Source organism: Rothia sp. HMSC069C01, assembly GCF_001814655.1.
Lineage (GTDB): Bacteria > Actinomycetota > Actinomycetes > Actinomycetales > Micrococcaceae > Rothia > Rothia dentocariosa.
This window is the reverse complement of the sequence record NZ_KV817391.1, coordinates 104,265-130,917: the sequence shown is the minus strand read 5'-3', so window position 1 is coordinate 130,917 and position 26,653 is coordinate 104,265. Positions and strand designations below refer to the sequence as shown.

General features: G+C 54.9%; 22 protein-coding genes and 3 tRNA genes. 19 read left to right on the top strand and 6 right to left on the bottom strand.

Annotated elements, in window-relative coordinates; genetic code table 11:
- The first annotated feature begins 50 nt into the window (after positions 1-50).
- From HMPREF2981_RS05195 to HMPREF2981_RS05185, 3 genes are read left to right on the top strand one after another with little or no spacing between them, the layout of a single operon-like run.
- Positions 51-692 carry a hypothetical protein gene (locus HMPREF2981_RS05195; RefSeq protein WP_246825319.1) on the top strand — a complete coding sequence of 214 codons (642 nt, stop codon included), beginning with the start codon at positions 51-53 and terminating at the stop codon, positions 690-692.
- Positions 685-1,428, top strand: a complete 744-nt coding sequence (locus tag HMPREF2981_RS05190) for a hypothetical protein (protein WP_070661357.1) — start codon at positions 685-687, stop codon at positions 1,426-1,428. Before HMPREF2981_RS05195 ends, HMPREF2981_RS05190 begins: the two co-directional genes overlap by 8 nt.
- Before the next feature lie 24 nt (positions 1,429-1,452).
- Complete coding sequence (locus HMPREF2981_RS05185) at positions 1,453-1,974, top strand: hypothetical protein (protein ID WP_070661355.1); 522 nt, start codon at positions 1,453-1,455, stop codon at positions 1,972-1,974.
- A gap of 317 nt (positions 1,975-2,291) precedes the next feature.
- Here the strand turns inward: HMPREF2981_RS05185 and HMPREF2981_RS05180 are convergent, their stop codons facing one another.
- Positions 2,292-3,761 (bottom strand): NCS2 family permease, encoded by a 1,470-nt coding sequence (locus HMPREF2981_RS05180; RefSeq protein WP_070627017.1) that lies wholly within the window; start codon positions 3,759-3,761, stop codon positions 2,292-2,294.
- Positions 3,762-4,036: 275 nt separating this feature from the next.
- Positions 4,037-5,500 carry an NCS2 family permease gene (locus HMPREF2981_RS05175; RefSeq protein WP_070661352.1) on the bottom strand — a complete coding sequence of 488 codons (1,464 nt, stop codon included), beginning with the start codon at positions 5,498-5,500 and terminating at the stop codon, positions 4,037-4,039.
- A gap of 322 nt (positions 5,501-5,822) precedes the next feature.
- Between HMPREF2981_RS05175 and HMPREF2981_RS05170 the strand changes: the two genes are divergently transcribed.
- The 13 genes from HMPREF2981_RS05170 to HMPREF2981_RS05110 all read left to right on the top strand — a co-directional run bounded on the left by HMPREF2981_RS05170 (position 5,823) and on the right by HMPREF2981_RS05110 (position 17,421).
- The gene (locus tag HMPREF2981_RS05170) at positions 5,823-6,158 is read left to right on the top strand and encodes a DUF2218 domain-containing protein (RefSeq protein WP_048780084.1); all 336 of its coding nucleotides are present in this window, start codon (positions 5,823-5,825) and stop codon (positions 6,156-6,158) included.
- 659 nt (positions 6,159-6,817) lie between these two features.
- Positions 6,818-8,221, top strand: a complete 1,404-nt coding sequence (locus tag HMPREF2981_RS05165) for an FAD-dependent oxidoreductase (protein ID WP_070661349.1) — start codon at positions 6,818-6,820, stop codon at positions 8,219-8,221.
- Between the two features lie 412 nt (positions 8,222-8,633).
- A tRNA-Glu gene (locus HMPREF2981_RS05160) sits at positions 8,634-8,706 on the top strand.
- Positions 8,707-8,773: 67 nt separating this feature from the next.
- Positions 8,774-8,847, top strand: a tRNA-Asp gene (locus HMPREF2981_RS05155).
- Positions 8,848-8,920: 73 nt separating this feature from the next.
- A tRNA-Phe gene (locus tag HMPREF2981_RS05150) sits at positions 8,921-8,993 on the top strand.
- Positions 8,994-9,335: 342 nt separating this feature from the next.
- On the top strand, positions 9,336-10,241 hold the full coding sequence (locus tag HMPREF2981_RS05145; protein ID WP_070661346.1) for an ABC transporter ATP-binding protein: 906 nt from the start codon (positions 9,336-9,338) through the stop codon (positions 10,239-10,241).
- Between the two features lies 1 nt (position 10,242).
- Positions 10,243-10,935 carry an ABC transporter permease gene (locus HMPREF2981_RS05140; protein ID WP_006888470.1) on the top strand — a complete coding sequence of 231 codons (693 nt, stop codon included), beginning with the start codon at positions 10,243-10,245 and terminating at the stop codon, positions 10,933-10,935.
- Complete coding sequence (locus tag HMPREF2981_RS05135) at positions 10,932-11,690, top strand: ABC transporter permease (RefSeq protein ID WP_070661343.1); 759 nt, start codon at positions 10,932-10,934, stop codon at positions 11,688-11,690. Before HMPREF2981_RS05140 ends, HMPREF2981_RS05135 begins: the two co-directional genes overlap by 4 nt.
- An 83-nt stretch (positions 11,691-11,773) precedes the next feature.
- Positions 11,774-12,694, top strand: coding sequence for an ABC transporter substrate-binding protein (locus HMPREF2981_RS05130; protein WP_179918997.1), 921 nt, complete (start codon positions 11,774-11,776; stop codon positions 12,692-12,694).
- Positions 12,695-13,157: 463 nt separating this feature from the next.
- The gene (locus HMPREF2981_RS05125; protein WP_070661340.1) at positions 13,158-15,206 is read left to right on the top strand and encodes a DUF6531 domain-containing protein; all 2,049 of its coding nucleotides are present in this window, start codon (positions 13,158-13,160) and stop codon (positions 15,204-15,206) included.
- Positions 15,207-15,304: 98 nt separating this feature from the next.
- On the top strand, positions 15,305-16,003 hold the full coding sequence (locus HMPREF2981_RS05120; protein WP_070661337.1) for a hypothetical protein: 699 nt from the start codon (positions 15,305-15,307) through the stop codon (positions 16,001-16,003).
- Between the two features lie 26 nt (positions 16,004-16,029).
- Positions 16,030-16,704: a hypothetical protein gene (locus HMPREF2981_RS05115; protein ID WP_141756667.1), complete on the top strand. Its 675-nt coding sequence runs from the start codon at positions 16,030-16,032 to the stop codon at positions 16,702-16,704.
- Positions 16,705-16,776: 72 nt separating this feature from the next.
- Positions 16,777-17,421: a hypothetical protein gene (locus tag HMPREF2981_RS05110; RefSeq protein WP_070661332.1), complete on the top strand. Its 645-nt coding sequence runs from the start codon at positions 16,777-16,779 to the stop codon at positions 17,419-17,421.
- A 121-nt stretch (positions 17,422-17,542) separates the two neighbouring features.
- Here HMPREF2981_RS05110 and HMPREF2981_RS05105 read toward each other — a convergent pair whose 3' ends face one another.
- Together HMPREF2981_RS05105 and HMPREF2981_RS05100 are read right to left on the bottom strand one after the other, a co-directional pair.
- The gene (locus HMPREF2981_RS05105; RefSeq protein ID WP_070661329.1) at positions 17,543-18,025 is read right to left on the bottom strand and encodes a hypothetical protein; all 483 of its coding nucleotides are present in this window, start codon (positions 18,023-18,025) and stop codon (positions 17,543-17,545) included.
- A 150-nt stretch (positions 18,026-18,175) separates the two neighbouring features.
- Positions 18,176-20,038 (bottom strand): alpha,alpha-phosphotrehalase, encoded by a 1,863-nt coding sequence (locus HMPREF2981_RS05100; RefSeq protein WP_070661326.1) that lies wholly within the window; start codon positions 20,036-20,038, stop codon positions 18,176-18,178.
- A gap of 378 nt (positions 20,039-20,416) precedes the next feature.
- Here HMPREF2981_RS05100 and ilvD point away from each other — a divergent pair, with 378 nt between their 5' ends.
- Positions 20,417-22,261 (top strand): dihydroxy-acid dehydratase, encoded by a 1,845-nt coding sequence (gene ilvD, locus HMPREF2981_RS05095; protein WP_070661323.1) that lies wholly within the window; start codon positions 20,417-20,419, stop codon positions 22,259-22,261.
- Positions 22,262-22,374: 113 nt separating this feature from the next.
- Here ilvD and HMPREF2981_RS05090 read toward each other — a convergent pair whose 3' ends face one another.
- Positions 22,375-22,671, bottom strand: coding sequence for a putative quinol monooxygenase (locus HMPREF2981_RS05090; protein ID WP_048780226.1), 297 nt, complete (start codon positions 22,669-22,671; stop codon positions 22,375-22,377).
- A gap of 268 nt (positions 22,672-22,939) precedes the next feature.
- Here HMPREF2981_RS05090 and HMPREF2981_RS05085 point away from each other — a divergent pair, with 268 nt between their 5' ends.
- Positions 22,940-24,136 carry an RNase H family protein gene (locus HMPREF2981_RS05085; protein WP_048780228.1) on the top strand — a complete coding sequence of 399 codons (1,197 nt, stop codon included), beginning with the start codon at positions 22,940-22,942 and terminating at the stop codon, positions 24,134-24,136.
- A 256-nt stretch (positions 24,137-24,392) separates the two neighbouring features.
- Here HMPREF2981_RS05085 and cls read toward each other — a convergent pair whose 3' ends face one another.
- The gene (gene cls / locus HMPREF2981_RS05080; RefSeq protein ID WP_070661322.1) at positions 24,393-25,871 is read right to left on the bottom strand and encodes a cardiolipin synthase; all 1,479 of its coding nucleotides are present in this window, start codon (positions 25,869-25,871) and stop codon (positions 24,393-24,395) included.
- Positions 25,872-25,980: 109 nt separating this feature from the next.
- Between cls and HMPREF2981_RS05075 the strand changes: the two genes are divergently transcribed.
- A complete protein-coding gene (locus HMPREF2981_RS05075) occupies positions 25,981-26,652 on the top strand; it encodes a TetR/AcrR family transcriptional regulator (protein ID WP_246825318.1) in 672 nt (223 codons plus the stop codon).
- Position 26,653: the final 1 nt, after the last annotated feature.

Below are 26,653 nucleotides of genomic sequence, written 5' to 3'. Positions count from 1 at the left end.
GTCCTCGGGCAGGTATGGCAGAAATATTCCTCTTATGGTATGTTTTTGCCATGATGTCAGTCGCGGAATATGCCCAGCACGCCGGGGTGAGCCCCCGAAGCGTGCGTGCACGCCTTGAACGCGGATCTTTGAGTGGACAAAAAATCGCCGGGCGGTGGATGGTTTCAGATAACCCGCACGAGCATCACTCCGCACATGGGCGCAAAATCTCGATGGCATCCTTCAACCAACTTGCCGCCTATCTTGACGGTAACAGTGCATCCCTTACCCCCGATGCACGCCGCCGTGCCAAAGAACGTGCACATAACCTCTCCGAACGTGGGGTAGAAACTCTTAAGCAGTATGCAGTGCGTGCAGATGCGAAACCTCAATTCTATGCCGTACCCTCTGCTGACCTGCATGACCTGATGGACGAACGCGCATTAGTGCTCACGGGTGTCAGCCACGAATATTCGGAAATTTACGGGGCTACAGTAGACGCATACGTAACTCCCCGCGATCTCGAATCCCTGAAATTTATCTACGCACTGCGTGAAGTTCCGGCACAGGATGCCAACGTTATTCTTCGCGCAGTCAAAGAGTTACCTAAGATTCGTCCCCTGCACGTTGCGGTCGATCTCCTAGTCTCTAAAGACCCGAGAAGCGAGCGGGAAGCGGAACGTCTGGTGAAAGGACTCATAAGCCGTGCCTGATCAGAAAACGGTGAAAATCCCAGCCCAGGGCGCAGAGCTTGAATCCTGGCTTGGGCTGGCGGATATCTCCGTGCTTGTTCCTCAGGGTTGGTCCCTCGCCGGTGGAAGCATGATGAGGTTACTCGCGTGTGAGCGTGGGTATGAGGGCTCTCGGGCAACCCGAGATATTGACGTTGTTCTTAATATTCGTGCTCGACGTCGGCTTATTGGGGAATTCGTCCACGCACTCAAGAGCGCAGGATATGTCATTGATGGGTATAACGCTTCCGGGCAAAACCACCGATGGGTTCGCGGCTTAGCCCAAATTGATGTATTGGTGCCTTCGGGACAATCCGAGAAAACCCTGTCCTATGACTTTTCCGGGCTGGGAAAAGTCCTGATGACTCGTGGAGCCCAATTTGGCATAGACCGCACATCGTCAGTTGCTGTGGAATGCGCGGGTCGCACGTTCCTGGTGAATCGCCCCGATGCCCTGGGGGCACTCTACGAAAAATGCTCAGCCCTTTTGAATAATGGCGACACACATAAACAACGCCATCTTCATGACATTTTGGTGCTTGTATGCCTGCTTTCAACCTCTGAACGCCGAGACCTGATAGGACTTAGCGGCAAACAAAGGTCAAGACTGGTATGGGGGCTGCGCAGAGCTTTAGCAGAACCCGGTATTGGCCGTCCTCGTGAGCGTGAGATGGCACAGGATATTGTGAGCTTCCTTGATGAAAGTCTCAAAAACTAGTCCTGTATTTGCTATGTTTATGCCATGAGTGACGTTATCTCGCAGGAATCTTTCGACGAGCTCGCCCTCTATTTCAACGGGGGAGGGCACCTGCTTACCCCGGATGCGCGCCGCATCGCCGCCGAACGCGCCCGCATCCTCTGCGCTCACGGGCTCGATGCGCTCCAGCAGTACACGCAACGCACCGGGATGACTGCGCGCTACTACGTGGCACCCTACGATACGAGCGACCTGCTGCGAACGGGTGCGGATGCGCTCGCGCTCACCGGGGCTCGGCACGAACTTTCGGGGATGAAAACCCCTCTAATAGACGCCTACATTCTGCCCAGTGACCTCACAAAATTTGCCCCGATTTGGATCCTGGAACCTGCCCCACCCGAGCGGGCGAACGTGATTTTGCGCGAGGTTTCCGCCCTTCCGCGCGTGCTGCGCCTGCACGTGGCGGCAGACCTGCTGCACGCATGCGATATTGGCGTGGTGGATGAGCGTGCACAAGAGAGGGCCGAGCGCATCATGAAAGAATTATGCCGCCCAAGCGACCGATAGAATTCTTGGTTTAACCTGAGCCAGCCCGCGCCGTCTCTGAGTAAGAGGGCGCGGGCTGGCTCGCATTCAAACGCGTTGTCTGCGTGTATAGGTGCGTTGAATTGGGTCTACCTGAAAGTAAACCTATGCGAAGAATACCAGGAAAAACGGGTGAAATTGTATACCTGCAGCCGTGAAATTTCTGACGTTTTCGAGCGCGTATCTACACCCCCATAGGTTCATAAAAAGGCTCTTTTTGAATAAAGCGTAGTTTTCCGCCGCTTTTCTTCAAAAAGAGCCTTTTTAGACCCGATATATACCCGGGATTTCAGTAAACGCTAGTGCGTGAGACCGTTGATAATACCCATGCCGAAGTAGATGACGAACACCGCCGACACCACGTACATGAGCCAGTGCACCTCGCGCCCGCGACCCTGAACCAGGCGGATGAAGGCGTAGGAGACGAACCCTGCACCAATACCGTTAGCGATCGAGTACGACAGCGGCATGAAAATAATGGTCATAAACGCGGGGATACCCAGCCCCCAATCTTGCCAGTCGATATGCACGGCTTGGCGCACCATCAAGAACCCAACAACCACCAGAGCGGGGGCGACCGCCTCAAAGGGAACGATCGTCACCAGCGGCGAGGCGATAATTGCCACCAGGAACAGCACGCCGGTGACAATATTCGCCAGACCCGTGCGGGCACCCTCACCAATACCGGTTGCCGACTCCACAAAAATCTGGTTCGCAGAGCCGGATGCGCCGCCGCCGACCACGGAACCGACCGCATCCACGAGCAGCACCTCGTTAATGTTCTCGACCTTGCCGTCCTTATCGATGGTGCCCGCTTCGGTTGCTAAGCCTACCGAAACGCCCATGGCGTCAAAGAAGACCGAGAGCAGAATAGCGAACACCAGCAGTGATGCGCCCAGCACGCCGATAGCGCCGAACGCGCCGAATCGTGCAGACCCGATAAGCGAGAAATCGGGGGCTGAGAAGGAAAAATTATTGAGCGCGGGAACATTGAGCGACCAGCCGGTCGGGTTTCCCTTGCCGCTGCCGATATGGAAAATAGCCTCTAGGATGATAGACAGCGCGGTAGAAGCCACCACGCCAATGAGGATAGCGCCGCGCACATTGCGAATAAACAAGGCGATGGTGAGGAAAAGACCGAAAATAAACACGAGAGTAGGCCAGCCAAGTAAGTGACCACCCACGCCGAACGAGACGGGAACGGTGGTTCCTGCGGCATCCGGCATGCGGCGGATAATCCCGGAATCAACCAGTCCGATAAAGGCGATAAAGAAGCCGATTCCCGCAACAATTGCGGTTTTGAGGCTCTCGGGAACCGCCTCGAATACGGCGGTGCGGAAGCCGGTGAGGACCAGCACAGTCATAATAAGACCGGCGATAATCACCAAGCCCATAATATCTGCCCACGTCAGCCCGGGGGTGGTTGCGATTGTGGACGCCAGCAGCGCGTTCACGCCCAGTCCCGCCGCCATCGCGAAAGGCTGTTTAGCAATGACGCCCATGAGGATAGTCATCACGCCGGCGACGAGTGCGGTGACCGCAGCAACCTGCGGCACGCCAAGGATATTTCCCGCCGAGTCTGCGCCGGTGCCGATCACCAGGGGGTTGAGGACGACGATGTAACTCATAGCGAAGAACGCGGCGAGACCGCCACGAATCTCGGCTGAAATAGATGAGCCTCGTTCAGTGATTTTGAAGTAACGGTCCAGTGCGCCGCCCGATGCGTTGGGCTTGTGTGCCTGGGGAGCCGCGGTGTTCTCAGAAGACATTCGTGAAAATCCGTAGATACTCTCGTAGGATGCGTGCGCGGGTTTGCGCCGCAATAAGAAAAGCGCCCAACCCTTATGGTGGGTGTGACGCTTTTGTTACCACATTATTCTATGACGTTTAACCCTCAATGCGCTACTGACAGGAAATTCTCAGGTCTTTAGCGGGGGTATATCCGTCTGAGGTAAAAGTGGGTGATAAAAAGAGCCTTGATCGTGACTAAAGTTTTCACGATCAAGGCTCTTTTTACGATGGGAGGGGGAGAGAGAAAGATGCTCTAACGCATCCACCCCTCAATCAGACCCATTCCGAAATGCACCGCAAACACCGCCGAAACCACGTACATGAGCCAGTGCACCTCGCGTCCGCGACCGGTCGCCACACGGATAACCGTGTACGAAATAAACCCGGCACCAATACCGTGCGCAATCGAATACGACAGCGGCATGATGACGATCGTCAAGAAGGCCGAAATTCCCAGGGCAAGATCGTTCCAATCAACATTAACCGCCTGGCGCACCATCAGGAACCCGACGAACACCATTGCGGGGGCGACCGCCTCAAAGGGGACAATCGTCACCAGGGGAGAGAGGAAAATAGCGCCCAGGAAGAGCACACCTGTCACCACATTTGCCAGACCTGTGCGGGCACCCGCGCCAATACCGGTTGCCGACTCCACGAATACCTGGTTGGTTGAGGTTGAGGTGCCGCCACCGGCGACCGCGCCCAGCGCATCTACCAGAAGCAGACGGTCGATGTCTTCGATCTTACCGTCTTCATCGATAGAACCGGCTTCGACTGCCATACCCATGATGGAGCCCATCACATCGAAAAACGCCGAAATGAGGATGGTAAACACCAGCAGAATTGAGGCCATTGCACCCAAAGAACTGAAGGCACCGAAAAGATCTGCGGAGAACAGAAGCGAAAAATCGGGCAGACCAAAACCGCTGCCGTCCCAGGTGGGTACATTGAGCGACCAGCCAAGCGGGTTAGCCTGCACGCTGCCGGAGGGGGCGACCGCCTCCAGAATAAGCGAAAGTGCCGTGGATGCGAGCATGCCGTAGAGAATAGCGCCGCGCACCTGACGAACATACAGAATAATGGTCAGGAACAACCCCACAATAAACACGAGAGTGGGCCAGCCGAGCAGATGCCCGTGAACACCGAACACGACAGGGGTTGAGCCGGTCTCTGCACGGCGAATAATTCCGGCGTTCACCAGCCCAACAAAGGCGATAAAGAGCCCGATACCCACCACGATTGCGGTTTTCAGGCTTTCGGGCACGGCGTCGAAAACGGCGGTGCGGAAACCGGTCAGCACGAGGGCAGTCATGAGCACGCCCGCCCACACGACCAACCCCATAATCTGCGGCCAGGTGAGGTTAGGAGTCGTGGCTATCGTAGTCGCCAATAGTGCGTTCACGCCCAGTCCCGCCGCCATCGCGAAGGGGTGTTTGGCGTAAACGCCTAGAAGAATGGTCATCACGCCTGCAACAAGCGCGGTCATGGCGGCAACCTGCGGCACGCCGAGGGAACGTCCGGATGAATCGGGCGTGAGGCCGAGAATAAGCGGGTTGAGCACCACAATATAACTCATGGCGAAGAAGGTCGCTAAACCGCCGCGAATTTCGGTGCTGATAGTTGAGCCACGCTCGGTAATGTTGAAGTAACGGTCCAGTGTGCCGCCCGAACTGCTGGGTTTAGGCGTCTGAGGAGCCGCGGTGTTCTCAGAAGACATTCGTGAAAATCCGTAGATACTCTCGTAGGGCGCGCAACCGCCGGTTGGGGATGCGCATAAGAAAAGCGCCAGCCGTGGGGCGTGACGCTCTTGTTACTACAACATTCTAGGGGGAGTAACCCGTAAAAGGCTACTTCTTTGCGTCTGCGCATGATGGTCGCTTTTAGGCGGTAAGTTTTCCGTGAGGGCACCACCCGCGCTGTAGGCGAAACCCCATCGGCACACGCTCACAACACTGCTAAGATAAGGATTACCTAAGGATGATATGTGCCGCCTGGGAATTGGCGCTGGGCGCGCATCCTGAAGCATGAAGAAGGTTGTTATGAGTGAGTATCCAGCCGCAGAATCTCTGCCCGTTCGTCAGCGTTCCACGGTCAGTACCGACCGCCCGGCACGTTATATTAAACAGCTTGGCTCACATATGGGTCGCAAAATTAGTACCGAGGAAATTCCTGGTGGATTGCGCTTAATCTTTAATCGCGACGGTATCTTTCGTGGGTATGGCGATCTGGTGGCCGATGATGCGAACCATGCGCTCATCATGGAGGTTCGTGCCGAAGACGACGAGAAAGCACAGAGCCTTGCAGGCGTGCTGGAGCGTCACCTTGTGCGTTTTGGCGAGCGCGAAGAACTAGTCGTGGAATTCCACGCGGTCTAACCCCTGTATTCATTCTGCGAGCAGGTAGGATTTCGCCGAAAAGGTAGGATTTTCCTACCTGTTCGTTCCAAAAGCCACCTGCTCGCGGGCTAATAAAACTCACCGAGACTGTATCGGTGGGTTTTATTGCGTTTTATGACGGAAAAATATTTTAAGAAACTTTACCCTACAAATATACAGGTCAGGAGAAAATAACTATTAGGGTTTTTGTGGCTTTATGTGGTTTTCTATAGACTTTCGGGTTGCGCTGCAACCGCCTCACCGGCGAACAGGATGCGGAATACCCCGTCGAGAGTCGTAAAGTCGCTGCGGCTTAGCTGATGACCGTTATAAAGTTCAGGATGCTCATGCTTCGCTTGACAAGGGTTCCCGCATCGCCTGGGGGCGATGCACCCTTAGGCGCTCGCTATGAGCATCCTGAACTTTTAGTGTGTTCTCGTAACGCAGGCGACGAATTTTATGCTCGCACACATATTCCGAAGTCGTGACAGGAATATTAATGATGGAGCCTTCAAAATCCTTGGGATAAAAACATGAAAAATGTGTCTTTTGAGTGGTTCAGCTCATGTTTCCTGCGTTTGCTCAGGCATGACCGCTAAAATAAGCAAGGATGTTAAGGCTAAGCTCGCCCTGTGGGTGAACTTTGAAAGGAAAAATACGTGTCTGAAGCTGCACGCCCGTTGCGCGTTGCCGTTATCGGTGCGGGTCCTGCGGGTATCTATGCCGCCGATCTGCTCACCAAATCTGAGGAAGTACGCTCTGGAGCCGTTGAGGTTTCTATCGACATTTTTGATCGTTACCCCGCGCCCTTTGGGCTCATTCGCTACGGTGTGGCGCCCGATCACCCGCGCATCAAGGGCATTATCACCGCCCTGCACAAGGTACTTGACCGCGGTGATATTCGATTCTTCGGCAATGTCGAATACGGTAAGGATTTGAACCTTGCCGATCTGCGCGAGCATTATGATGCCATTATCTTTGCGACCGGTGCTATTTACGATGCGCCCCTGCCTATTGAGGGTATCGACCTGGACGGTTCCTATGGTGCCGCCGATTTCGTCTCGTGGTATGACGGTCACCCCGATTACCCGCGCACCTGGCCGCTGAATGCGAAGGAAATCGCGGTGCTTGGTAACGGTAACGTGGCGCTGGATATTGCGCGTGTGCTCTCCAAGCATGCCGATGATCTGCTCGTCACCGAAATTCCCGAGAACGTGTACGAGGGGCTGAAATCTTCGCCCGTGACCGATGTGCACGTCTTTGGCCGCCGCGGCCCCGCGCAGATCAAGTTCACCCCCCTGGAGCTGCGCGAGCTCTCTCATTCCCGCGATGTCGATATTGTGCTCTACGAAGAGGACTTCGAGTTCGACGAGACTTCGGATGAGGCTATTCAGACGAATAACCAGGTTAAGACCATGATGAAGACCCTCACCACCTGGCTTACCGACCAGGAGGAGGGCGAGCAGACCGCATCGCGCCGTCTGCATCTGCACTTCCTGCAGTCCCCGCACGAGATTCTGGGCGAGGACGGCAAGGTTGTGGGCATCCGCATGGAACGCAATAAGCTTGACGGTAAGGGTGGTATTGAGGGCACCGGCGAATTCGTGGACTACCCCGTGCAGGCCGTGTACCGCGCGATCGGCTACTTCGGATCTGAGCTACCCGAGGTTGGCTATGACGCTGATAAGGGCGTGATTACTAACGTTGAGGGCCGTGTGGTCGATGAAAACGGCGAGCACGTGCCCGGTCTGTACGCTACCGGGTGGATTAAGCGCGGACCGGTGGGCCTGATTGGCTCCACAAAGGGCGATGCACTTGAAACCATCACCCACCTGTTGGAGGACCGCGAGAACCTGTACACCGCTCCCGAACCGGATGCTGACACCTTCAGCGATTACCTGGATTCTAAGGGCATTCGCTATACCACATGGGAAGGCTGGCACCGTCTGGACGATCACGAAAAGGCGCTCGGTGCAGCATCACAGGATGCGAAGGGCGAGCCACGTGAGCGTGTGAAGGTTGTTGACCGTGATGATATGATTCGTATTTCACGCGGCGAGTAATAACTGTACGCAGCGATTTTCTGCGGTACATGAGCCGCGATGAAGAAAATCCCCGCCGGGTCTTCGGCACAGCCCGAAACCGGCGGGGATTTCTTGTATCAAAATCATAGTGTGCGCGTGCGCGCGGCATATTCTACGCCTTTTTGCTGAACCTGTGTAGGGGATGCGCGGCGCTTACCCGGTCATTTCGTGCTGTTTGCGGGGGTTATTCAGAAAAATTTTGAGAAATTTCTGGTGACTATAAAATACCTTCTGACTAGTAACTATGTAGGTGAGCAGGGTATCTTAGAAGGGGGAGTGCGGCGGGTATGAAGAAGTTTTTGAAGAATCCGGCTTGCACGGCTTAAAAATCTGTCATAGACTAGTTGAGGTTCGAACGACGGGATGAAAAGAACCCGTTCGCATCGACTGGGCCCCCATCGTCTAGCGGCCTAGGACGCCGCCCTTTCACGGCGGTAGCACGGGTTCAAATCCCGTTGGGGGTACTTGCAAATCCTCAGATTTGCAAAGCCATGTTGAAGAAGCAGATTATACCCCTGCCGAATCCAACAAGGCCCCGTAGCGCAGTTGGTTAGCGCGCCGCCCTGTCACGGCGGAGGTCGCGGGTTCAAGTCCCGTCGGGGTCGCTCTGGCCGCGTGATTCAGGTGAAGAAATTCATCACGAAGACGCGGTCGTTGCGTATCTGCTTTGATGCGCAAGGCTCTGTAGCTCAGTTGGTAGAGCGTGCGACTGAAAATCGTAAGGTCACCGGATCGACGCCGGTCGGAGCCACAATCCGCCCTCCAGGCTTCTACAGTGGGGGCGGATTTTTTCTTTAACCACACTGGTGTTCCCAGTCCGTGCGCCCTACATGCTGACGACTGCCCTCATATATGGACTCGCACCTTTTCCTTCTATGCCCACAATGCTCTTTATCTGAGTGAAACGGCGAAAATACGATTCAGCCTAAAGGCTCCTTTTGCGCCGAAAGAGAAGAGGACTGCGCCAAATAGGCTGGTAAACACGCCGGTTCGTTTCAATTTCCTGGAATTTCCGTTAGGGTTGAGACGTTGTGTTATTTGCACAACGTCTGTACACACGGCGGCAAAAACCGGCGCATACGGAAGAGATCGAATGCCAGCATCCACTCCCCAAGACACCATACCGTCGAACTCCGCGCAGGCAACACGCACTGCGGGAATCGAATTCTCCCAGGTCACCAAACGCTACGGCGCTAACACCGTGGTCAATAACCTGACTCTGAGCATCCCCGCCGGTGAAACCACCGTTTTCGTCGGTTCCTCAGGTTGCGGTAAAACCACCACCCTGCGCATGATCAACCGCATGGTCGAGCCACAGGAAGGCACGATCACTATTGGAGGTCAAAATATCGCAGACCAAGACCCCTACAAGCTGCGTCGATCCATCGGGTACGTCATGCAAAGCGGCGGGCTGCTGCCGCATCGTACCGTGCTTGAAAACGTTATGACCGTGCCCCTGTTGAACGGCACCCCCAAACCGCAAGCGAAAGAACGTGCTCTTGACCTTCTGGGTACCGTGGGCTTGGATGCCTCCCTAGCGCAGCGCTACCCGGCTCAGCTTTCCGGCGGGCAGGCACAGCGCGTGGGAGTCGCGCGGGCGCTCGCAGCGGATGCCTCTATTTTGCTCATGGACGAGCCATTTTCTGCGGTCGATCCGATCGTGCGCACCGAACTGCAGGAAGAACTTTTGCGCCTGCAGGGCGAGCTGCATAAGACCATTGTTTTCGTAACCCACGATATTGATGAGGCTCTATTCCTCGGCGATAATATTGCGGTCTTCGCCCCCGGTGGCAAGCTCGCCCAGTACGGCGCTCCCGAAGAGATTCTGACGAATCCCGCTAATGATTTTGTGGAATCTTTCGTTAGCCAGTCCGTGGGTGCCTTGCTGCCTGCCGATGTGATGCGCCAGGTGCGGTATATTCGCCGCGAACGCTACCGCCGCACACGCGAAGCCGCAGTATCGGGCGAGGGCGCCGCATCAACCTCTGGGTGGGGATAGTATGAACCTGTTGTTGGCAGATTCGATGCACTGGGACTGGTTGGGAAATAACATCCAGCGCGTCCTTGATTTGACCCTCAATCACCTGTATCAGGGCATTATTCCGGTACTTGTGGGAACCGCTCTGTCGATTCCGGTGGCGCGGTATGCGAGCCGACGCCGCGCGCGGGAAGACGGCGCGAAAACCTACCGGAGTGGTGCGCACGCCCTGGTGCACGGCTTCGGGTTGCTCTATACAATCCCGTCGATCGCGTTCTTCGTGCTCATGCCGCTGATTCTGGGGACCAGCATTATTTCGCCGGTGAACGTGCTTGTGGCGCTTACGATCTACACGATGGCGCTGATGGTGCGTTCCGGGGTAGATGCTTTTAATGCGGTTCCCGAGCATGTGGTGGAGTCATCGCGCGCCCTGGGATACACCCCGGCTCGTGCGTTTTTCACGGTGGAATTACCACTCGCTTTACCCGTGCTTTTTGCCGGTATCCGCGTGGCGACGGTGGCAAATATTGCGATGGTATCCGTGGGTGCGGTTATTGGTGTTTCTTCGCTCGGCACGCTTTTTACCGACGGATTGGCGCGTAGTATCCCTGCCGAACTTATCACGGGCGTGGTGCTCAGCGCCGTCCTCGCCTACCTCGCCGATGCGCTTCTTGCCCTCACGGCACGGCGCCTGACCGCCTGGAGGACCGCATGAATGTTATAGAACGTACCTTCGCTTTTCTGGGTGATGGCACCAACTGGCAAGGGCCTCAGGGCATTTTTGCGCGCACCGTCGAGCATCTGGGCATCACCATGTTTGCGGTTGCGATTGCCCTGGTGATTGCCGTGCCTTTGGGGCTGTGGGCTGGGCATACACGCCGCGGCGGGCACGCTCTGCTGGGGTTTACCGCCGCTTTGCGCGCTCTGCCCGCCCTAGGTTTACTGACCCTGCTTGCTCTCTGGTTTGGTGTTAACGCGATTCCACCGCTCGCAGTGCTCGTGATTATCGCGGTGGCGCCCCTGCTGGCGCACACCCTCGAAGCCGTGACCGGGATTGATCCGGATGTGGTGGATGCGGCACGCGCCCAAGGCATGACCGAAGGGCAGATTCTTCGCCGGGTTGAGATTCCTCTGGGTCTTCCGGTGTTTATGGGCGGTCTGCGCAGCGCGGTACTGCAGGTGATCGCGACCGCGACTATTGCCGCCTACATTAATGGGAATAACCTGGGCCGGTACCTTTTTGATGGGCTCGCGGTGCGGGACTATCCGCGTATGCTCGTGGCAACCTTGCTGGTAGCGGTACTCGCCTTTGTGGTGGATGCGCTCATGGCCCTAGCACAGCGGGCCGTGACCCCCGTGCCCTTGCGGGGTGGAAGCGGGCGCGGAGGCGCATCCAAACGTCATAGGCAACAGAAACACGAGAGCGCACTGGATGCGGCAAACTCGCACACGGAAGGGGCGCACGCATGAGCCTGGCGCATCGCCGAAACACGAACGATCGTTCTTCTCTATCCGGAAAGAGCGCGAAAAGCCAAGGAACGGCGGAGACTGGAATGGCACGCGGCGTTACCAGGCGGCGGGCATTGGGTGTTGTTGGCGCCCTTGGGATGTTAGGAGCGCTGAGTGCCTGCGGGCTGAGCGGCGAAAACGTTTTCGGCGGTGAACACGACGGCATTATTGTGGGGTCAGCAGCGTTCGCAGAGTCGCAGATTCTCGCCGAAGTATACTCCCAAGCACTAAATAAAAATGGGTTTAAATCGAGCACCCAGCTGGGGATTGGCGCGCGTGAAGCCTACCTGGGGGCGCTTACCTCCGGGGCTATCGACGTGGTTCCCGAATACTCGGGCAACCTGCTGTTGTATCTTGACGAGAATTCCACAGCGCAGACCAAACAAGAGATTCTGCAGGCGCTCGGTGGGGTGCTGGATAAAAACCTCAAGGCTCTGGACGCCTCGCAGGCGGAAAATAAAGATACCTTAGTCGTCACCCAGCAGACCGCCCAAAAATACAATCTGCACACCCTGGATGATATGGCGAAGGTCTGTACCGAACTGAAGATTGGTGCCGCTCCCGAATTTGCCGAACGCGCCTACGGAATTCCGGGGCTCAAAGATAAGTACGGGTGCGTTCCGGCGGAATTCGTCTCGCTTGCGGACGGGGGAGGGGCACTCACCGTCAAAGCCCTGCAGGATAACACCGTGCAGGTTGTAGATTTGTACTCGACCACCCCGGCAATTACGCAGAACAATTTTGTGATGCTCGAAGACCCGAAAAACATGATTCCGGCGCAGCAGGTACTCCCCATTATCAACACCAAACGGGTACCCGAGGATGCGCAGGCGGTACTGAACCGCATCAGCGCGGTGCTGACGACCGACGATTTACGCTCGCTCAATGACGAGGTATCCGGCGATAAGAAACTGGACCCATCCACGGCAGCGGCAAATTGGCTCAAAGATAAGGGGTTGTTGTAGCCTTTCTTCCTTTCTGCGCTGGATACCGCTAGGTTCTGGTGCTCAGAGAATATCCGGTTGGGGCATCCATTACTTGGAATGCAAAGAGCTTTGATCGTGAATAAAGCGTTGGTAATCCCGCTTTATTCACGATCAAAGCTCTTTGTGCAGGTGGTGTACTAGAGGGCACCACAACTGTATACGCACGATGAAACACGTTCAAGAATGCTCCCAAATATCCTTGACCTTCAACGTTAAAGTAGATAGCCTTGAGTGAAACTTCCGTAGTCCATGAAATGTGAATGCGTTCAAGGAATTAGAGCGCGAATACACCAGTGATCGCTGCTTAATACGGAAGATGTCATGCCTGATCAAGCCTCAGTTAAAGAGGCGTGGCGCATTATGCCCATCTGCTTCGGCGCGGGCAGAGCGCGCTCGTGAGCATCACACCATCTGAAACTACACACTTCCGGGGGAGTTCCTGATGTCTGAAGAATATAAAGCCTCACAAGAAGACGTGCACTTCGATAACGGCAGAGCAGACCAGCTGATGCGTCAGCTGCGTGAAGCCTCCGAATATTTGCACACCACGGACTCCACCCAGCGTTCAGGCGCTCGCGATCAGGCGATGACCGAATTTGCTGGACCATACGCGGATCTTTTCGCGCACAACACGGAAACTGCTCTTCGCGATGGAAAACGACTGGGCGATGCGCTCTCCGACGCCGCCAACGAGCTTCAGAAATATAAGGAGCTTGCCCGCCTAGAGCAAGAGAACCGTCAGAAGGCTCGTGATTGGGATAAGCGTGACTTTTTCCAACAGTTTGGTGATTCGTGGTCAGGTAAGAAAAAGCCAGAAACTCATTCAACCGGACCGAGTCTTCGTACGCCGCCGCCAGCGACCGAGAGCTCTTCCCAAGGGGGAGAAGGCAAAGGCGGCTCTTTCCTGGAAAACGTCTCTGACATGGTGATGGATACGCTGGATCCGGCCAGGAAAAATATTAAGGTGGGCGGTCCGGGTGTCTCAAAGACTTCCGCCATCCCCGATAATCTTGATGTCTACTTCAATCAAGCGCGCACCCTGAGTGAGGACTTGGGGAAGAAACTTGAAAGCATCCAAAAGGAATACCAGGGGTTTATGGAAAATACCTCCTGGGGTCAGTTCGATATTATGGGTCTGCTCAAAGCAACGGGTGACTGGGCTGGCAAAAACATGGAGGATGCATCCTTCGTACACGTGATCGCTGAGGCTTTCCGTCAGGCGGGTGCCTCTAGCAATATGGTGGCGACCTACGATAGCTTCCTGATTGAAGAAATTCTTGCGAAAGCAGGCGTTAAAGCGCAAGAACGCAAAGAACTTGATATTCCACTTGCTACGGTAGCTGGAGCTGATCTCACCTCGGGGTTCGTGAATGACCCTGTGAACGCCGCCACGGGTAACTTTATTGAGGAAGAGCTCGACCTTTCCTTCCCCGGCACTGGTTCGGGTACTTTGCGCCTGGAACGGATGTACAACAGCTTGGCGGTTACGCATCCTGATGAAATACCATCGGGTGTCTTTGGTCCCGGGTGGGCATCCACATTAGACCAGCACATGGAATTTATCGCTCAGGAAGCCCGCTGGCACACCCACGATGGTCGTATCCTCTTCTTCGCCCGCGAAGGTGAGGGGTATGCGCGATGCACCCACGAACCCTGGTGGCTGCAGAAGGCTACGATTGGGGCGGATCAGTACGAGCGTTTTGCACAGCTTCGTGATGAGGCGTATTCCCAAGCGAAGACTGGTACCGCTGGTTCCTCGGCGCCGTTCTACTGGGTGGTATCTAACGCTAAACACCATCGGATTTTCTTTACTCCTGCCGGAGATTGGGCGGGTATCAAAGCAAAAGATCCGAAGATACTTAAGGATGAGTTTATTGATAAACACACTACTTTTATGGGTAAGACGGGTGGAGAAGTTATTGGCAATATGACGTCTGGCGCTATTGAGGGAGCCTATGACTACAGCAAAAATGCCGGGGATGATTGGAGCGTTCGGGGCATGATGTTAAGTGCAACGACCGGCGGCATAATGAAGGGAGCCAGTGCTGGATTTAAAATGGCCCCCAACTATGTGACAAACAAGGTGAATTACACGAAGCTTCCGGGCATCAGGCATCTACCAGATGGTGGTCGTATACAGCGACTAGCGGCTTCTGGGGTCAAGAATACAACCTCCCAGATTGCAGAAATGCCCATTAACGTTGGGATGAGTTCGGTCGAAGCTCTGCCGAAGAACAGGATTTTGCAGATGGATAGGAACGATTATATGGCTCAGCATCCAGGAGATAATCCTGAAGCCCTCAATCGTGCCAAAGTTAAAGATAAGAGTGGAGCGGATCTCATGTGGGATGCAGCCGGAGCGGAAATCCAGAAACAAGGTGATTATAAAAACCTTGCGAAGAATGGTGCGAAGACCTGGAAGGACCGAAAGTCCTTTACGAGTAGTCCTACCGAGCAGGATACGAATACACCTGCTGGTGCTCCAGAGTAAGATAATAACGATAACTTAACTTCCTGTTATAGGTCGCTTGATCCTTGATTAAAGTGCTAAATATTCTATTGCGGGTAATTTGAGAAAGGAATTCCTAAATGGATAATGCGTTTTTGAGTCCTATTCTTTCCGCTTTAGGTCGTACCTTTTTGTCGAGGTATAACCGGAGTAAGAAAGTTAATGCTGAGATTCAGCGTATGCCTCTGATGATTGTGACGGCTTGGGGTATTTGGATTTTTAGTGTTGCTTTAGCAATATTTTTTACTGGGAGCACTATTAACGGTGGTGGTACTACTTTTACCGGCATTATGATATTCGCGGTCGGTGAGGTTGTTCTTATTCTGCTTGGCCTGTTGTTTTATGCGTGGTATCGGAATGCGTATGTGGAGATTACGCGTTCGTATGTATTGCGGCGAGATCTTTTTAGGTTTGTTAATAAGGTCGAGTATCGGCATATTAGTGGATACGGGTATCATGAGGAGCCAACTGGGGGGATTGATTCTGATGATGGACTGTATTTAAATGGTCCAGATGATGAGGAAGGTTTTCCTACTCCTGGAGTTCGATTGCATGGTGTGTGGGCTAATTATGATTATGTGTTGGGGCAGTTGGCGTTTCGTATTATGAATGAGCGGTGGGCTGAGCCTGATTCTGATGAGGATCATGCGCAGGTTATGGAGTACGTTTCTTCTGGGCAGGCTCGCAGGGTGTGTCTGGAGCATGATGGAATGGAGTTCCCTGAGAATACCAAAAAACCAGATCAAGACTCACTTGAGGAAAACTCTTCCGATGAGTAGATTTGTCCCAATACAGGTAGCTCGTTGTGGATAAAGCATTTTTAGGTCCTCTTGTTTCTGCACTAGGCAGAAGTTTTCTGTCGAAACGTAATCGAGGGAAGTCTACAGGTAAAAAGAATATCCATCGGATGGGTTTTCTTCTTTTGGCTGCATACGGATTTTGGGCTGTTTCTCTTGTGGCATTAGTGTTATTTCTGTATTTTTATTTCCGTTTTAATCGTTTTGACGGTATATGTCAGGGAATTTTGATGTTATGTCCTGTAGCAGGTCTGTTGTTTTATGTGTGGTATCGGAATGCGTATGTGGAGATAACGCGTACGTATGTGTTGCGGCGTACTTTTCTCCGGTTTGTTGAAAAGATTGAATATCGTCGTATTCGCAAATATGGGTATCACGAGAGATACGATCATAATAATAATTTTGAGGATGGTTTATATTTGGGTGGTCCCCTAGTAGAGGGTCATAAGTATTCTGCTGAGTCTGTAGAACTTCATAGTAATTGGGCTAATTTTGGGTATGTATTGGGGCAGCTTGCGTTTCGTATTGTGAATGAGCGGTGGGCTGAGCCTGAGTCTGACGAGGATCAGAACTTGATTCAGGAGTATGTGTCGTCGGGTCGAGCGCGTGAGATTTGTTTGGAGCAAAGCGGTTTTGTCTTCCCTGAGAATGATAATAGTCCATACCGGGAAAGTAAGGAGTAATTTTACAGACGTACCAGATTATCTTACTGTCAATTCTTGCAATAAAAATGAATGAAGAAAGGAAAATTTATCATGGAAGATTTTCAGCCTTCTAAAATGTCAAACGGTCTTAAAGCATATCTGTCGAAGAGTAGTCAGAAGAATTATCCAGACAACTTTAAGGAACAACGCATAAAACCTCTTGGTCTCGTGCAGTTTTTACTAAGCCTAGTTGCTATGGGTATAATGTTTTTTGCATCCTTATATAGTTCCACGAACATATATGTCTCTATTGCTATTATGTTTGTTGTTGCAATAATAGTTATTGGCGTAACTTTAATTTATTTTAATACATATGTAATGATAACCCGAAGCTTTGTTGAAACTTGTACCTTCAAAGGGCATAAAAAGAAAATCGAATATAAGAACATTACGGGATATAACGTCTATGATGACGGTTATGAAACCGGAATTGTCCTGCAGGGGAGCGGCAAAATAGTCAATAATGGGCGAGATATAAGCTCTGTGCAGGCATCAAGCGTATGCGCCAACCTGGCCTATCTCCAAGCCCAGCTAACCTTCCGCATCCTGAATAACCGTTGGGCTAAGGCCTACTCTGAAGAGGATCAGAAACTACTTTTCGACTACATTGACTCGGGCCGGGCGCAAGAAGTGTGCATGTCCCGCGGCGGAACCGTCTTTTCCAATGCGCAGGACGACCCTGCGCCTACGCACTAATTCTTCCGGGCGCATAAAAAGAGCCTTGACGATGAATAAAGAGTTGGAAATCCCGCTTTATTCATCATCAAGGCTCTTTTGACGGTTTGACGGTCGGAGAAACTGGAAAGGGGAGAGGAGCCTAAACGACCGGGAGTTCCGTGAGGGAGAGGCCTACCCGCAGGTCACCGAGCGCATCCGTCAGGTATTCGATGCCAGCCTCTAGGGAATCCAGCACATCCTCGCCCGCGCTAGAGACCACCACCGACGTCACGATGCGCCAGCCCACCTCACCGTTCGATGGCACGCTGAACCTGCCTAACCCAACAGCCTGTGCTCCCTCATGGATCCCGGCGAGCGCCACCTTGCCCCGCCCGGATGCGGGCACCACGCCCACCGTAAACCCGCCCGCATAGTAGGGGCGCGCAAACCCCAGAACCGGGTCAATCGCGTGCCCATCGGCGGAATCGTCATGAGTGAGGGAGCCCAAGAAGGTGCGTACTGCATCCAAAATCTGCCGTTGGGATGCGCCGCCCGGCACCTGCGCCACATCAATCCGCACGCTCAGAAGCGAGTCGAGGTCGGCACGTTGGAAGGTTTCGGAGGGCATGTAATCAAAACTCATGCTCCCACTTTAACTGCGTTTTAAACCGCGAGCAGGTCATTTTTTGCCGAAAAGGTAGGATTTTCCTACCTGCTCGGACCAAAAACCACCTGCTCGCGCATGTAACCATACCTGTAAATGCCCATGTAACCGAGCAATTAATCTGGCGAGCTAAGAAGAAACGATGGGCTCTTCCACGATCAGAGCCAGTGACTCGTAGGGACGCAGCGTAACCTCAACCTCGCGGGGATTGGATACGGAAACACCGCTAACCTGACCGAGCGGATTCGTGTAATTACACAAAAGCACCCGTGCAGACTGCGCTTCCGTCGGAGTTCGCGAGCCTTCACTGCTAGCGACTGCGTCCAGAACCTCGCCCGGCATGAACTCGGTGGGAACACGCACCGCCGTCTCGTCCCCAAAGAAATTATTGAGCACCAACAACCGCGTGCGCGTTCCTTCGGCGATATGTTCTCGCAGGTACCCGAAGACCCGCTCATGGTCGAGCGCATAGGGCGCGTAACTGCCCTCAGAAATCACCGGGTACTGACCGCGCAGGCGAATCAGCTCGCGATAGTACGGCAAAATCACGCCGTCACGTTCCTCATCCGCCACCGAAATACCCGCACCGGTTGCCGCATCCACACTGGGGGCGGGCGCCAGCCAGGGGGCAGCGGTACCAAAACCAACAGTGCCGTAATCCCCACCGGAACCAGACTCCCACTGCATGGGAACACGCGAATTATCCCGTGCCTTGGCACGCACAACCTCAAACGCCTCACCTTCCGAGAGACCCCGCGCACGCAGGGTCTTAAAAGCGTTATGGGCCTCAACGTCCACGTAGTCGTCAATCGAAGAATACACCGGGTCAATCATGCCGATCTCTTCGCCCTGATAAATATAGGGAGTGCCGCGCAGCAGGTGAATCACGGTCGCCAGCATAGTCGCAGATTCCGCCCGGTACCGCTGAACGTCGCCAAAACGGTTGAGCGCGCGGGGCTGATCATGATTATTCCAAAACAACGTATTCCACCCGCCGCCTGCCTGCATGCCCAGCGCCCAATCGTTGAGCAGACCCTTCAGCTCAGCAAAGCGGAACGGCACCTTCGACCACTTCTCGCCGTCCTCATAATCCACCTTCAGATGGTGAAAACTAAACACCATGTCGAGCTCGCGGTTCTCAGGGTTTGAGTAGCCCACGCAGTTCTCAATGCTCGTCGAAGACATTTCACCCACGGTTACGGTATCCCCATACCGCCCGAACGATGCGCGGTTCAGCTCCCGCAGACGCGTATGCACGATGGGCGTGTCGGTATACAGGGTCTTATCGATAACCCCGGCGGGCGCATCCTCAAGCTCCTCGGACTTGCCGATCACGTTAATGACGTCGAAGCGGAACCCGCGAACACCCTTGTCATACCAGAAATTGACGACCTTATAGAGTTCCTCACGCACGGCGGGGTTGTACCAGTTCAGATCAGCCTGTGTGACGTCGTAAAGGTGCAGATAGTACAGCGGTGCCCCCGATTCGTCCCGATAAACCTTACCCGCCGTATCGGTGAAAGGCGCCCAGGCCGAACCGCCAAATTTCGACTCCCAGTTCGTGGGCGGAACCACCGTGCCGTCAGACTGAACCCGCCCCGGGCGAAGATAGAAATAATCCCAGTACTCGCGCTCGCCCGCCTGCGCCCGCCCAAACCACTCGTGCTCGGTCGAAACATGGTTGAGCACCATATCGAACATGACCCCGATGCCGTGCTCCCCGAAAGCGGCGATCATCTCCTCAACATCCTCCATCGTGCCCAGCTCGGGGTTAATGGCGTAGTAGTCGGAAATATCGTAGCCGTTATCGTGCTGGGGCGAGGCGAAGAACGGGTTGAACCACACCATGCCCACCCCCAGCGATGCCACATAGGGCACCTTCTCGATAATGCCGCGAATATCGCCGGTTGGCCGACCGTGCGCGGAATAGAACGACTTCGGGTAGATCTGGTAGATCACGGCGCTGCGGAACTGTGCGGGGGAGTGAGACATAGAAGATACACCCAATGGAGAAGATAAAGGGGGCTGCCGTACGAGTCTTCGTGCGTTTGCGTAGCGTTTGTTCGCTAGCTGGCGCAAATCACGCGGCGGGAGTTCTTACCCCACCAGCATAGGGGGCATAATAGACTCATTCCACGCTGCACGGGGATATATTCTCAAGGGGGCAAATCTGCCGCAGATCCGGCATCCTTGTCCGCCCCGCGGCATAAGGTGCGCGCCGCATCCACACTCACCCTTCGGCGCGCCACAGGCACAGCTCATGACCAAGCATCACGGCATGCCAACATATGAAACCAAAGTAACCCTTCGATGATTGGGCGCACGCCTGCGCGTAGAATCTATAGATGCATCACAACGGAAGGTAAAGACATGCCCGAATTACGCTCACGCACCTCAACTCACGGTCGCAATATGGCGGGTGCCCGCGCTCTATGGCGTGCAACCGGCATGGGTGATGATGATTTCGGCAAACCGATTATTGCGATTGCCAACTCTTACACCCAGTTCGTGCCCGGTCACGTGCACCTGAAAAATATGGGCGACCTGGTGGCTGGCGCTATTCGTGAAGCTGGCGGCGTGGCGAAAGAATTCAACACCATTGCGGTTGATGACGGCATTGCGATGGGCCACGACGGCATGCTCTATTCCCTGCCCTCACGCGACCTCATCGCCGACTCGGTCGAATACATGGTGAACGCTCACCGCGCGGATGCGCTCGTATGTATCTCGAACTGCGACAAGATCACCCCCGGCATGCTCTTGGCGGCAATGCGCCTGAATATTCCCACAATTTTCGTGTCAGGCGGTCCTATGGAATCCGGCGAGGGCGTTGAAGGCGTTGTGGAGCACCGCCTGGATCTGGTGGATGCAATGGTCATGGCGGTGGACGATTCCGTGAGCGATACCGCGCTCGCCCAGATTGAGAAGAACGCCTGCCCCACGTGTGGTTCATGCGCGGGTATGTTTACCGCAAACTCCATGAACTGCCTGAACGAGGCGATTGGTCTGGCGTTGCCCGGCAACGGTACCACGCTTGCGACCCAGATCGCGCGTAAAGAGCTGTTTTTACAGGCGGGTAAGCGCATTGTTGGTCTGGCGAAGCGCTACTACGAGCAGGATGACGAGTCAGTTCTGCCGCGCTCTATTGCCACCAAGGAAGCCTTCGAGAACGCTATGGCGTTGGATGTGGCTATGGGCGGTTCCACCAATACCGTGCTGCACTCCCTGGCTATTGCGCATGAGGCCGGCGCTGACTTCACGCTGGACGATATCGACCGTATTTCGCGCCATGTGCCCTGTCTGGCGAAGGTTGCACCGAACTCTACGAAGTATCACATTGAGCATGTGCACCGTGCGGGCGGTATCCCCGCGCTGCTGGGTGAGCTGAACCGTGCCGGGCTGCTGCACAAGAACGTTCATTCTGTTCATGCGGATTCGCTGGACGAATGGCTTGCCGAATGGGATATCCGTTCCGGTACCGCGAGCGAGCAGGCTCAAGAATTGTTTCTTGCCGCACCCGGCGGGGTGCGCACCACGCAGGCGTTCTCGACCGCGAACAAGTACGAATCGCATGAGACGGACGCCGAAAACGGGTGCATTCGCGCTGTGGAGCATGCTTACACGAAAGACGGCGGTCTGGCGGTTCTGCGCGGCAATATCGCCCAGAACGGTGCGATCATCAAATCCGCCGGCATTGATGAAGAACTTTTCCACTTCGTGGGTAAGGCATTTGTGGTTGAGTCGCAGGATGAAGCCGTGTTTGAGATTCTGTCGAAGCACGTGAAACCCGGCGATATTGTGGTGATTCAGTATGAGGGCCCGAAGGGCGGCCCCGGCATGCAGGAGATGCTGTACCCCACCTCGTACCTGAAGGGCCTGGGCTTGGGCAAAAGCTGCGCACTCATTACCGACGGGCGTTTCTCGGGCGGTACTTCGGGCATTTCGATCGGTCACGTTTCGCCGGAGGCCGCCGCCGGTGGCGCTATCGGCCTGCTGGAAACCGGCGACGAGATCGAGATCGACGTGCACAACCGCATCCTGCGGGCGAATGTGCCGGACGAGGTTTTGGAGGCGCGGCGCAAGGCGAAGGGCGCCCTCCCGTGGAAGCCCACTAAGCCGCGCGAACGTCAGGTCTCGAAGGCGCTGAAGGTTTACGGGATGCTGGCCGCCTCTGCCGATAAGGGCGGGGTGCGCATCCTCCCAGAGGGAATCTAGTCGCCTACTGACCGAGCATAAAAAGAGCCTTTATTTGAATAAAGCGGCGAAAAACCCTCTTTATTCAAATAAAGGCTCTTTTTTTTAGCAGAGGAGAACAGGGAGAGCGGGCGCTACATCTCGAAGATGCGAACATCCAGCTCTGCGGCGAGCAGCGGCTCCCAGGTTTTCACAGCGGTGCCGAAATGCTCGGTCGCCATATGTGCTTCGAGTGCCTGCTGTGACTCCCAACGCTCAATAAAGGCGAAGGCGCGCGGTTCACCTGCAGGGGTCTCACCGGTGGCGGGGCCGAAATCGTAGCTGATATTGCCCGCATCCTTGCGCGATGCCTCGACGAGGGCGGGGGCGGATGCCAGGAACTCTTCAACGTGCTCGGGCTTGACCGAAACACCTGCATAAACACCAATCATGGGGCGCTCCTTACTCAATTAGATATACCGGATAACTCCAACCCTACACCGTCGCACAGATGCGCGCCAGAGCGGGGCAGAACCTCTCATTCACCACGCATAATTCCCGCCAAGAAACGGTTTTAGCTTCCCTTTTTAAGGTTCTTCGCTGACTGTAAAATAACCTGTTCAACGTTTGCGCGCAGACACCGGCGGGCATATAAAAGATAGTGGAACAATTCCTCACTACACGAAAGAAGGAGACTATGCGGCAAGGGGGTGTACACACGTGGGATTCTCACCGGCTCATATTAAACGGTGCACCCTAACCTGGGAGGCGCCCGACTACAGCACCTCATACCCGGCGGGCTATACAACTCGGGGCGTGGCTGTGATTGCAGTTGCCGAATACACCCGTAAGACCAAGGGGTACTGTTACAGCACCCTCACGGCTCTTGTCTATATTTCGCGTGAAAACGGTGAGCGCATCGTCATCAACCAGGAACCGGTGGTTGAATCGTGTATGCATTCGCTTCTTGACCCGTGTGATGTGGTGCACCCGAAGACTTTGGGGCGCATTGTGCTTAATGCCTGGGATGTTATTCCTTCGGATTATACGCATCACCTGGTGACGGTTGCCGCCGACCGGCACGATTTGAAGCTTCTTTTTCGTAATTGTGAGCAGCTTAAGAAGGCGATGGAGTACCGGGCGTTTGAGAAGGTGCTTGACCCTTACGATAACCATTCGTTGGGTGAGGTGCATGTGCGCCTTGCCGGTACGGATGCCGCCGAGACCATGCGTTATTTTCAGGATCGTGCCGAGCAGCTGACCGAGCAAATGATCGCCGAGACGCTGGCAGAGGTCCCCGAAAATCAGCTCGTGGACTACAACGTGTTTACCGATTGTTCCTTTCGCGCCACCCACAATAAGAAGTATTTGCGCGGTGGGCGCATGGGCATTGCCGGGGTGAGCGAGGACGGCTTTTATTTTCACACCCATTATGATGCCGTGAATATTATGACCGGTGAGCTTTCGGCGATGCTCGCGGCGTTTCACGTGTTTTATCATGGCGGTCGCCGCCTGATTATTAACACCGATTCCTTGGGCGCGCTGACCTTTCTTCTTCGGCTGGCGCACAGCCGTTGGGCTTTCGATTATTGGGTGCGTGAGGGCGTGCAGGATGCCCGGGTTATCGCCGAGATGGAGCAGCTAACTGCGGCTATTCGGGCGCATCGGGTGATTGTGAAGCATGTGCCGGGCCATACCGGGCACGGTCTGCAGGAGAGCAGCGATTCGGTGTCGAAGATGCACCGCCATTTTCCGGGACAGATCGTGGATAAGCGGCATACGGTTGAGTTCAACCGCCGGTGCGAGTCGATTATCACGGCTCTGTCTGGGTGTAAGAAGGCCGTGCGGCTGCCCAGTCCGGAGTGGCTGCAGATTAAACCCTCGGCGATACATACGGGAAATCGCCTGTGGCGATAGGCTATATACTATATTTTTGGGTAGAAATGGACGACGCGCGATGCGTCCGCGACGGGTGCGGGCGATCGTGCGTTTTCTGCATTCGCGGGGAAAACTTCGCGGATATGGCGAATCGGTATAAAACCCCATGTCAGCTGGTCTTTCAGAGGCGGCAGAAGGTGCACTTGTAAGCGGTCATCACCACAGCCGCAGGTACCGCTTCGAGAGCGCGGTCGTGCCGAATTTCCTCATGTTACGGGCGTTTCCAGCCCGAGTTTTACAGGAGCGATGACCAGAGTCGGCAGATATTTTCGGTGACTTTAATGCGCTGCGGGCGTGAGGACCACGGGCCGTAACGCAGTTCCGTGCAGATACTTTCGTAGGTTCGCGCAACGTCGGCGAGCGCATCCACCATAGCGGCGTCTGCGATAAAGGTTGATACTTCGAGGTTGAGCGAGAATGAGCGGGGGTCCATATTTGACGAGCCGATAAACGCCATTTCGTCATCTACGTACATGAACTTGGAATGCAGCACTGTGGGGCTGGGGTATTGCAGAATGCGTACCCCGGATTGCAGCAGCGTCTCGTAGTAGGAGCGCTGCGCCATATTGGGGAGGAACTGGTCGCCTTTTTCGCAGACGATCACGGTGGTTTCGATGCCCGAGAATGCTGCGTTGGTGAGTGCCTGCAGCAGGGTTTCGTCGGGTACAAAGTAGGGTGAGCAGATGGTGATGCGTTTTTCTGCGTTGTAGATCATGTAGTTGATTAGGCGCAGGTTGTTTTCCGTCTCGAACCCGGGGCCGGAGGGAACTACTTGGGCGCGCATCGATCCTGGAACGTAGGGAATTTTCGCCTCAATTTCTTCGAGGATCAGCTGGTTTGTTTCGGAGTACCAGTCGGAGACGAATACCGCGTTGAGCTCTTCGACGATGGGACCGGTGCATGAGAAGGTGAGGTCTTTCCACTCCAGGCCTTTACGCACGTTTTCTTTGAGGTCGTAGGAGCGGTGGATGGCGTTTTGCGAGCCTGAGAAAGCCACTGCGCCGTCGATCACAAGGACTTTACGGTGGTTGCGCAGGTCGGGGCGCTGCCATTGTAGTCGCCAGGGTTTGATGGGCAGCATCAGGCGCCATTCGATACCCGATTCGTTGAGCATTTTTGTCAGCTGCCGGTATGAGGGGTATTTGCGCGAGCCGATATGGTCGATGAGCACACGCACCCGCACGCCACGTTTTTGGGCGGCGAAGAGGGCATCCCAGAGTACTTTGGAGGCTTCGTCGTAGGCGGTGATGTAGAACTCGAAGTGAACGTACCGCTGGGCTTTGTTGACTTCCTGCGCCATGATGCGCATGGCTTCGTGGTTGTCGTTATGCAGGGTGAAGGAGTTTCCGCCGACGAGGGGGAGCGAACCGAGCTTGTAGTTGAGTTGGCTGGCGACCAGGGTTGCTTCGTTGAGCCCGTCGGAGTCGGTGAGCTGTGGGGTGCCGCCGGTGGTCTCGCGGATCAGGTCGTTCATGGCGTGCTGCCGGGCTCGCCGGTATTGCGGAAGATGAGAGGACCCGAAAATTAGGAAGGCTAGGAACCCGATGAACGGGATGAAGAAGATAGCCATGAGCCAGCCGAGTGCGACCACGGGCTTGCGGTTGTAGGGCAGCCAGAATAGGGACAGCACACGGATGCTCAGGTCTGCGAAGAACAGAATAATCCTGAGCCAATCGGGTAGGAAGTCGAGGTATCCGGATGAAAAAAAGTTCACCCTATTATTATGCCTAGCATCTTGTCTTCTGTGGGGGAGAGGCAGGACACACTGCGTCGCCTGCATAGTGCAGTTGTGCAAAAAATGCAGAAATGCAATAATTGCAGTTATGCAAAAACCTGAGCCGAGTCGCGCCGAGACAAGCCTGCGTGAACGCCGCCGCGAACGCACCTGGGTGAACATTCACGAAACCGCCCTGCGCTTAGCCCGCCAGCACGGCATGCGCGGCAGCACCGTCGAAGACATCGCGGCGGAAGCCGGAATCTCGCCCCGCACCTTCTTCAACTACTTCGGAACCAAAGAGGATGCGGTGCTCGGCCTGCGCGCCCCCGCCATCACCGACGACCTGCTCGCCAGCGACCGGGCGCACGAAAACGACAACCTCATCGTGCGTATCACCCATCTGCTGCTGTACATCGTGCGGCACAGCTTCAACTTTGCCAATCACGCGAAATTCCGGGAGCGCATCGATGAATTTCCCGAATTTAGGCACCGGCTGAAGGTGCACCATATCAGCTGCGAACAGGTGCTCATTGACTATCTTAATACCGTCGATTGGGATGCCTTCAATGCCGCAGGAAGGCGCGGCTCTTTGATAACCCGCCCCGAAAATATGCCGCCGACAGAAACTGCCGAAGAACGCACCCGTGCCACAGTCCAGCTTGCATCTGCGGTGCTGCGGCAGCTGCACTTCGCCAAGGATATTGCCGACGAAGACGAGGTCGAGCGGCGCATCCACAACACCGTCAAAACTTTTCAAGCCCTGCTGAAGGAAAACTAGG

Excerpts from the sequence above, each read along its gene's own strand:
- HMPREF2981_RS05185 (WP_070661355.1), top strand. The coding sequence starts at position 1,453 with ATGAGTGACGTTATCTCGCAGGAATCTTTCGACGAGCTCGCCCTCTAT.
- HMPREF2981_RS05100 (WP_070661326.1), bottom strand. The coding sequence starts at position 20,038 with ATGTCTCACTCCCCCGCACAGTTCCGCAGCGCCGTGATCTACCAGATC.
- HMPREF2981_RS05110 (WP_070661332.1), top strand. The coding sequence starts at position 16,777 with ATGGAAGATTTTCAGCCTTCTAAAATGTCAAACGGTCTTAAAGCATAT.
- HMPREF2981_RS05105 (WP_070661329.1), bottom strand. The coding sequence starts at position 18,025 with ATGAGTTTTGATTACATGCCCTCCGAAACCTTCCAACGTGCCGACCTC.
- ilvD (WP_070661323.1), top strand. The coding sequence starts at position 20,417 with ATGCCCGAATTACGCTCACGCACCTCAACTCACGGTCGCAATATGGCG.
- HMPREF2981_RS05170 (WP_048780084.1), top strand. The coding sequence starts at position 5,823 with ATGAGTGAGTATCCAGCCGCAGAATCTCTGCCCGTTCGTCAGCGTTCC.
- HMPREF2981_RS05090 (WP_048780226.1), bottom strand. The coding sequence starts at position 22,671 with ATGATTGGTGTTTATGCAGGTGTTTCGGTCAAGCCCGAGCACGTTGAA.
- HMPREF2981_RS05135 (WP_070661343.1), top strand. The coding sequence starts at position 10,932 with ATGAATGTTATAGAACGTACCTTCGCTTTTCTGGGTGATGGCACCAAC.
- HMPREF2981_RS05180 (WP_070627017.1), bottom strand. The coding sequence starts at position 3,761 with ATGTCTTCTGAGAACACCGCGGCTCCCCAGGCACACAAGCCCAACGCA.
- HMPREF2981_RS05195 (WP_246825319.1), top strand. The coding sequence starts at position 51 with ATGATGTCAGTCGCGGAATATGCCCAGCACGCCGGGGTGAGCCCCCGA.
- HMPREF2981_RS05175 (WP_070661352.1), bottom strand. The coding sequence starts at position 5,500 with ATGTCTTCTGAGAACACCGCGGCTCCTCAGACGCCTAAACCCAGCAGT.
- HMPREF2981_RS05145 (WP_070661346.1), top strand. The coding sequence starts at position 9,336 with ATGCCAGCATCCACTCCCCAAGACACCATACCGTCGAACTCCGCGCAG.
- HMPREF2981_RS05075 (WP_246825318.1), top strand. The coding sequence starts at position 25,981 with ATGCAAAAACCTGAGCCGAGTCGCGCCGAGACAAGCCTGCGTGAACGC.
- HMPREF2981_RS05120 (WP_070661337.1), top strand. The coding sequence starts at position 15,305 with ATGGATAATGCGTTTTTGAGTCCTATTCTTTCCGCTTTAGGTCGTACC.
- HMPREF2981_RS05130 (WP_179918997.1), top strand. The coding sequence starts at position 11,774 with ATGGCACGCGGCGTTACCAGGCGGCGGGCATTGGGTGTTGTTGGCGCC.
- HMPREF2981_RS05125 (WP_070661340.1), top strand. The coding sequence starts at position 13,158 with ATGTCTGAAGAATATAAAGCCTCACAAGAAGACGTGCACTTCGATAAC.
- HMPREF2981_RS05140 (WP_006888470.1), top strand. The coding sequence starts at position 10,243 with ATGAACCTGTTGTTGGCAGATTCGATGCACTGGGACTGGTTGGGAAAT.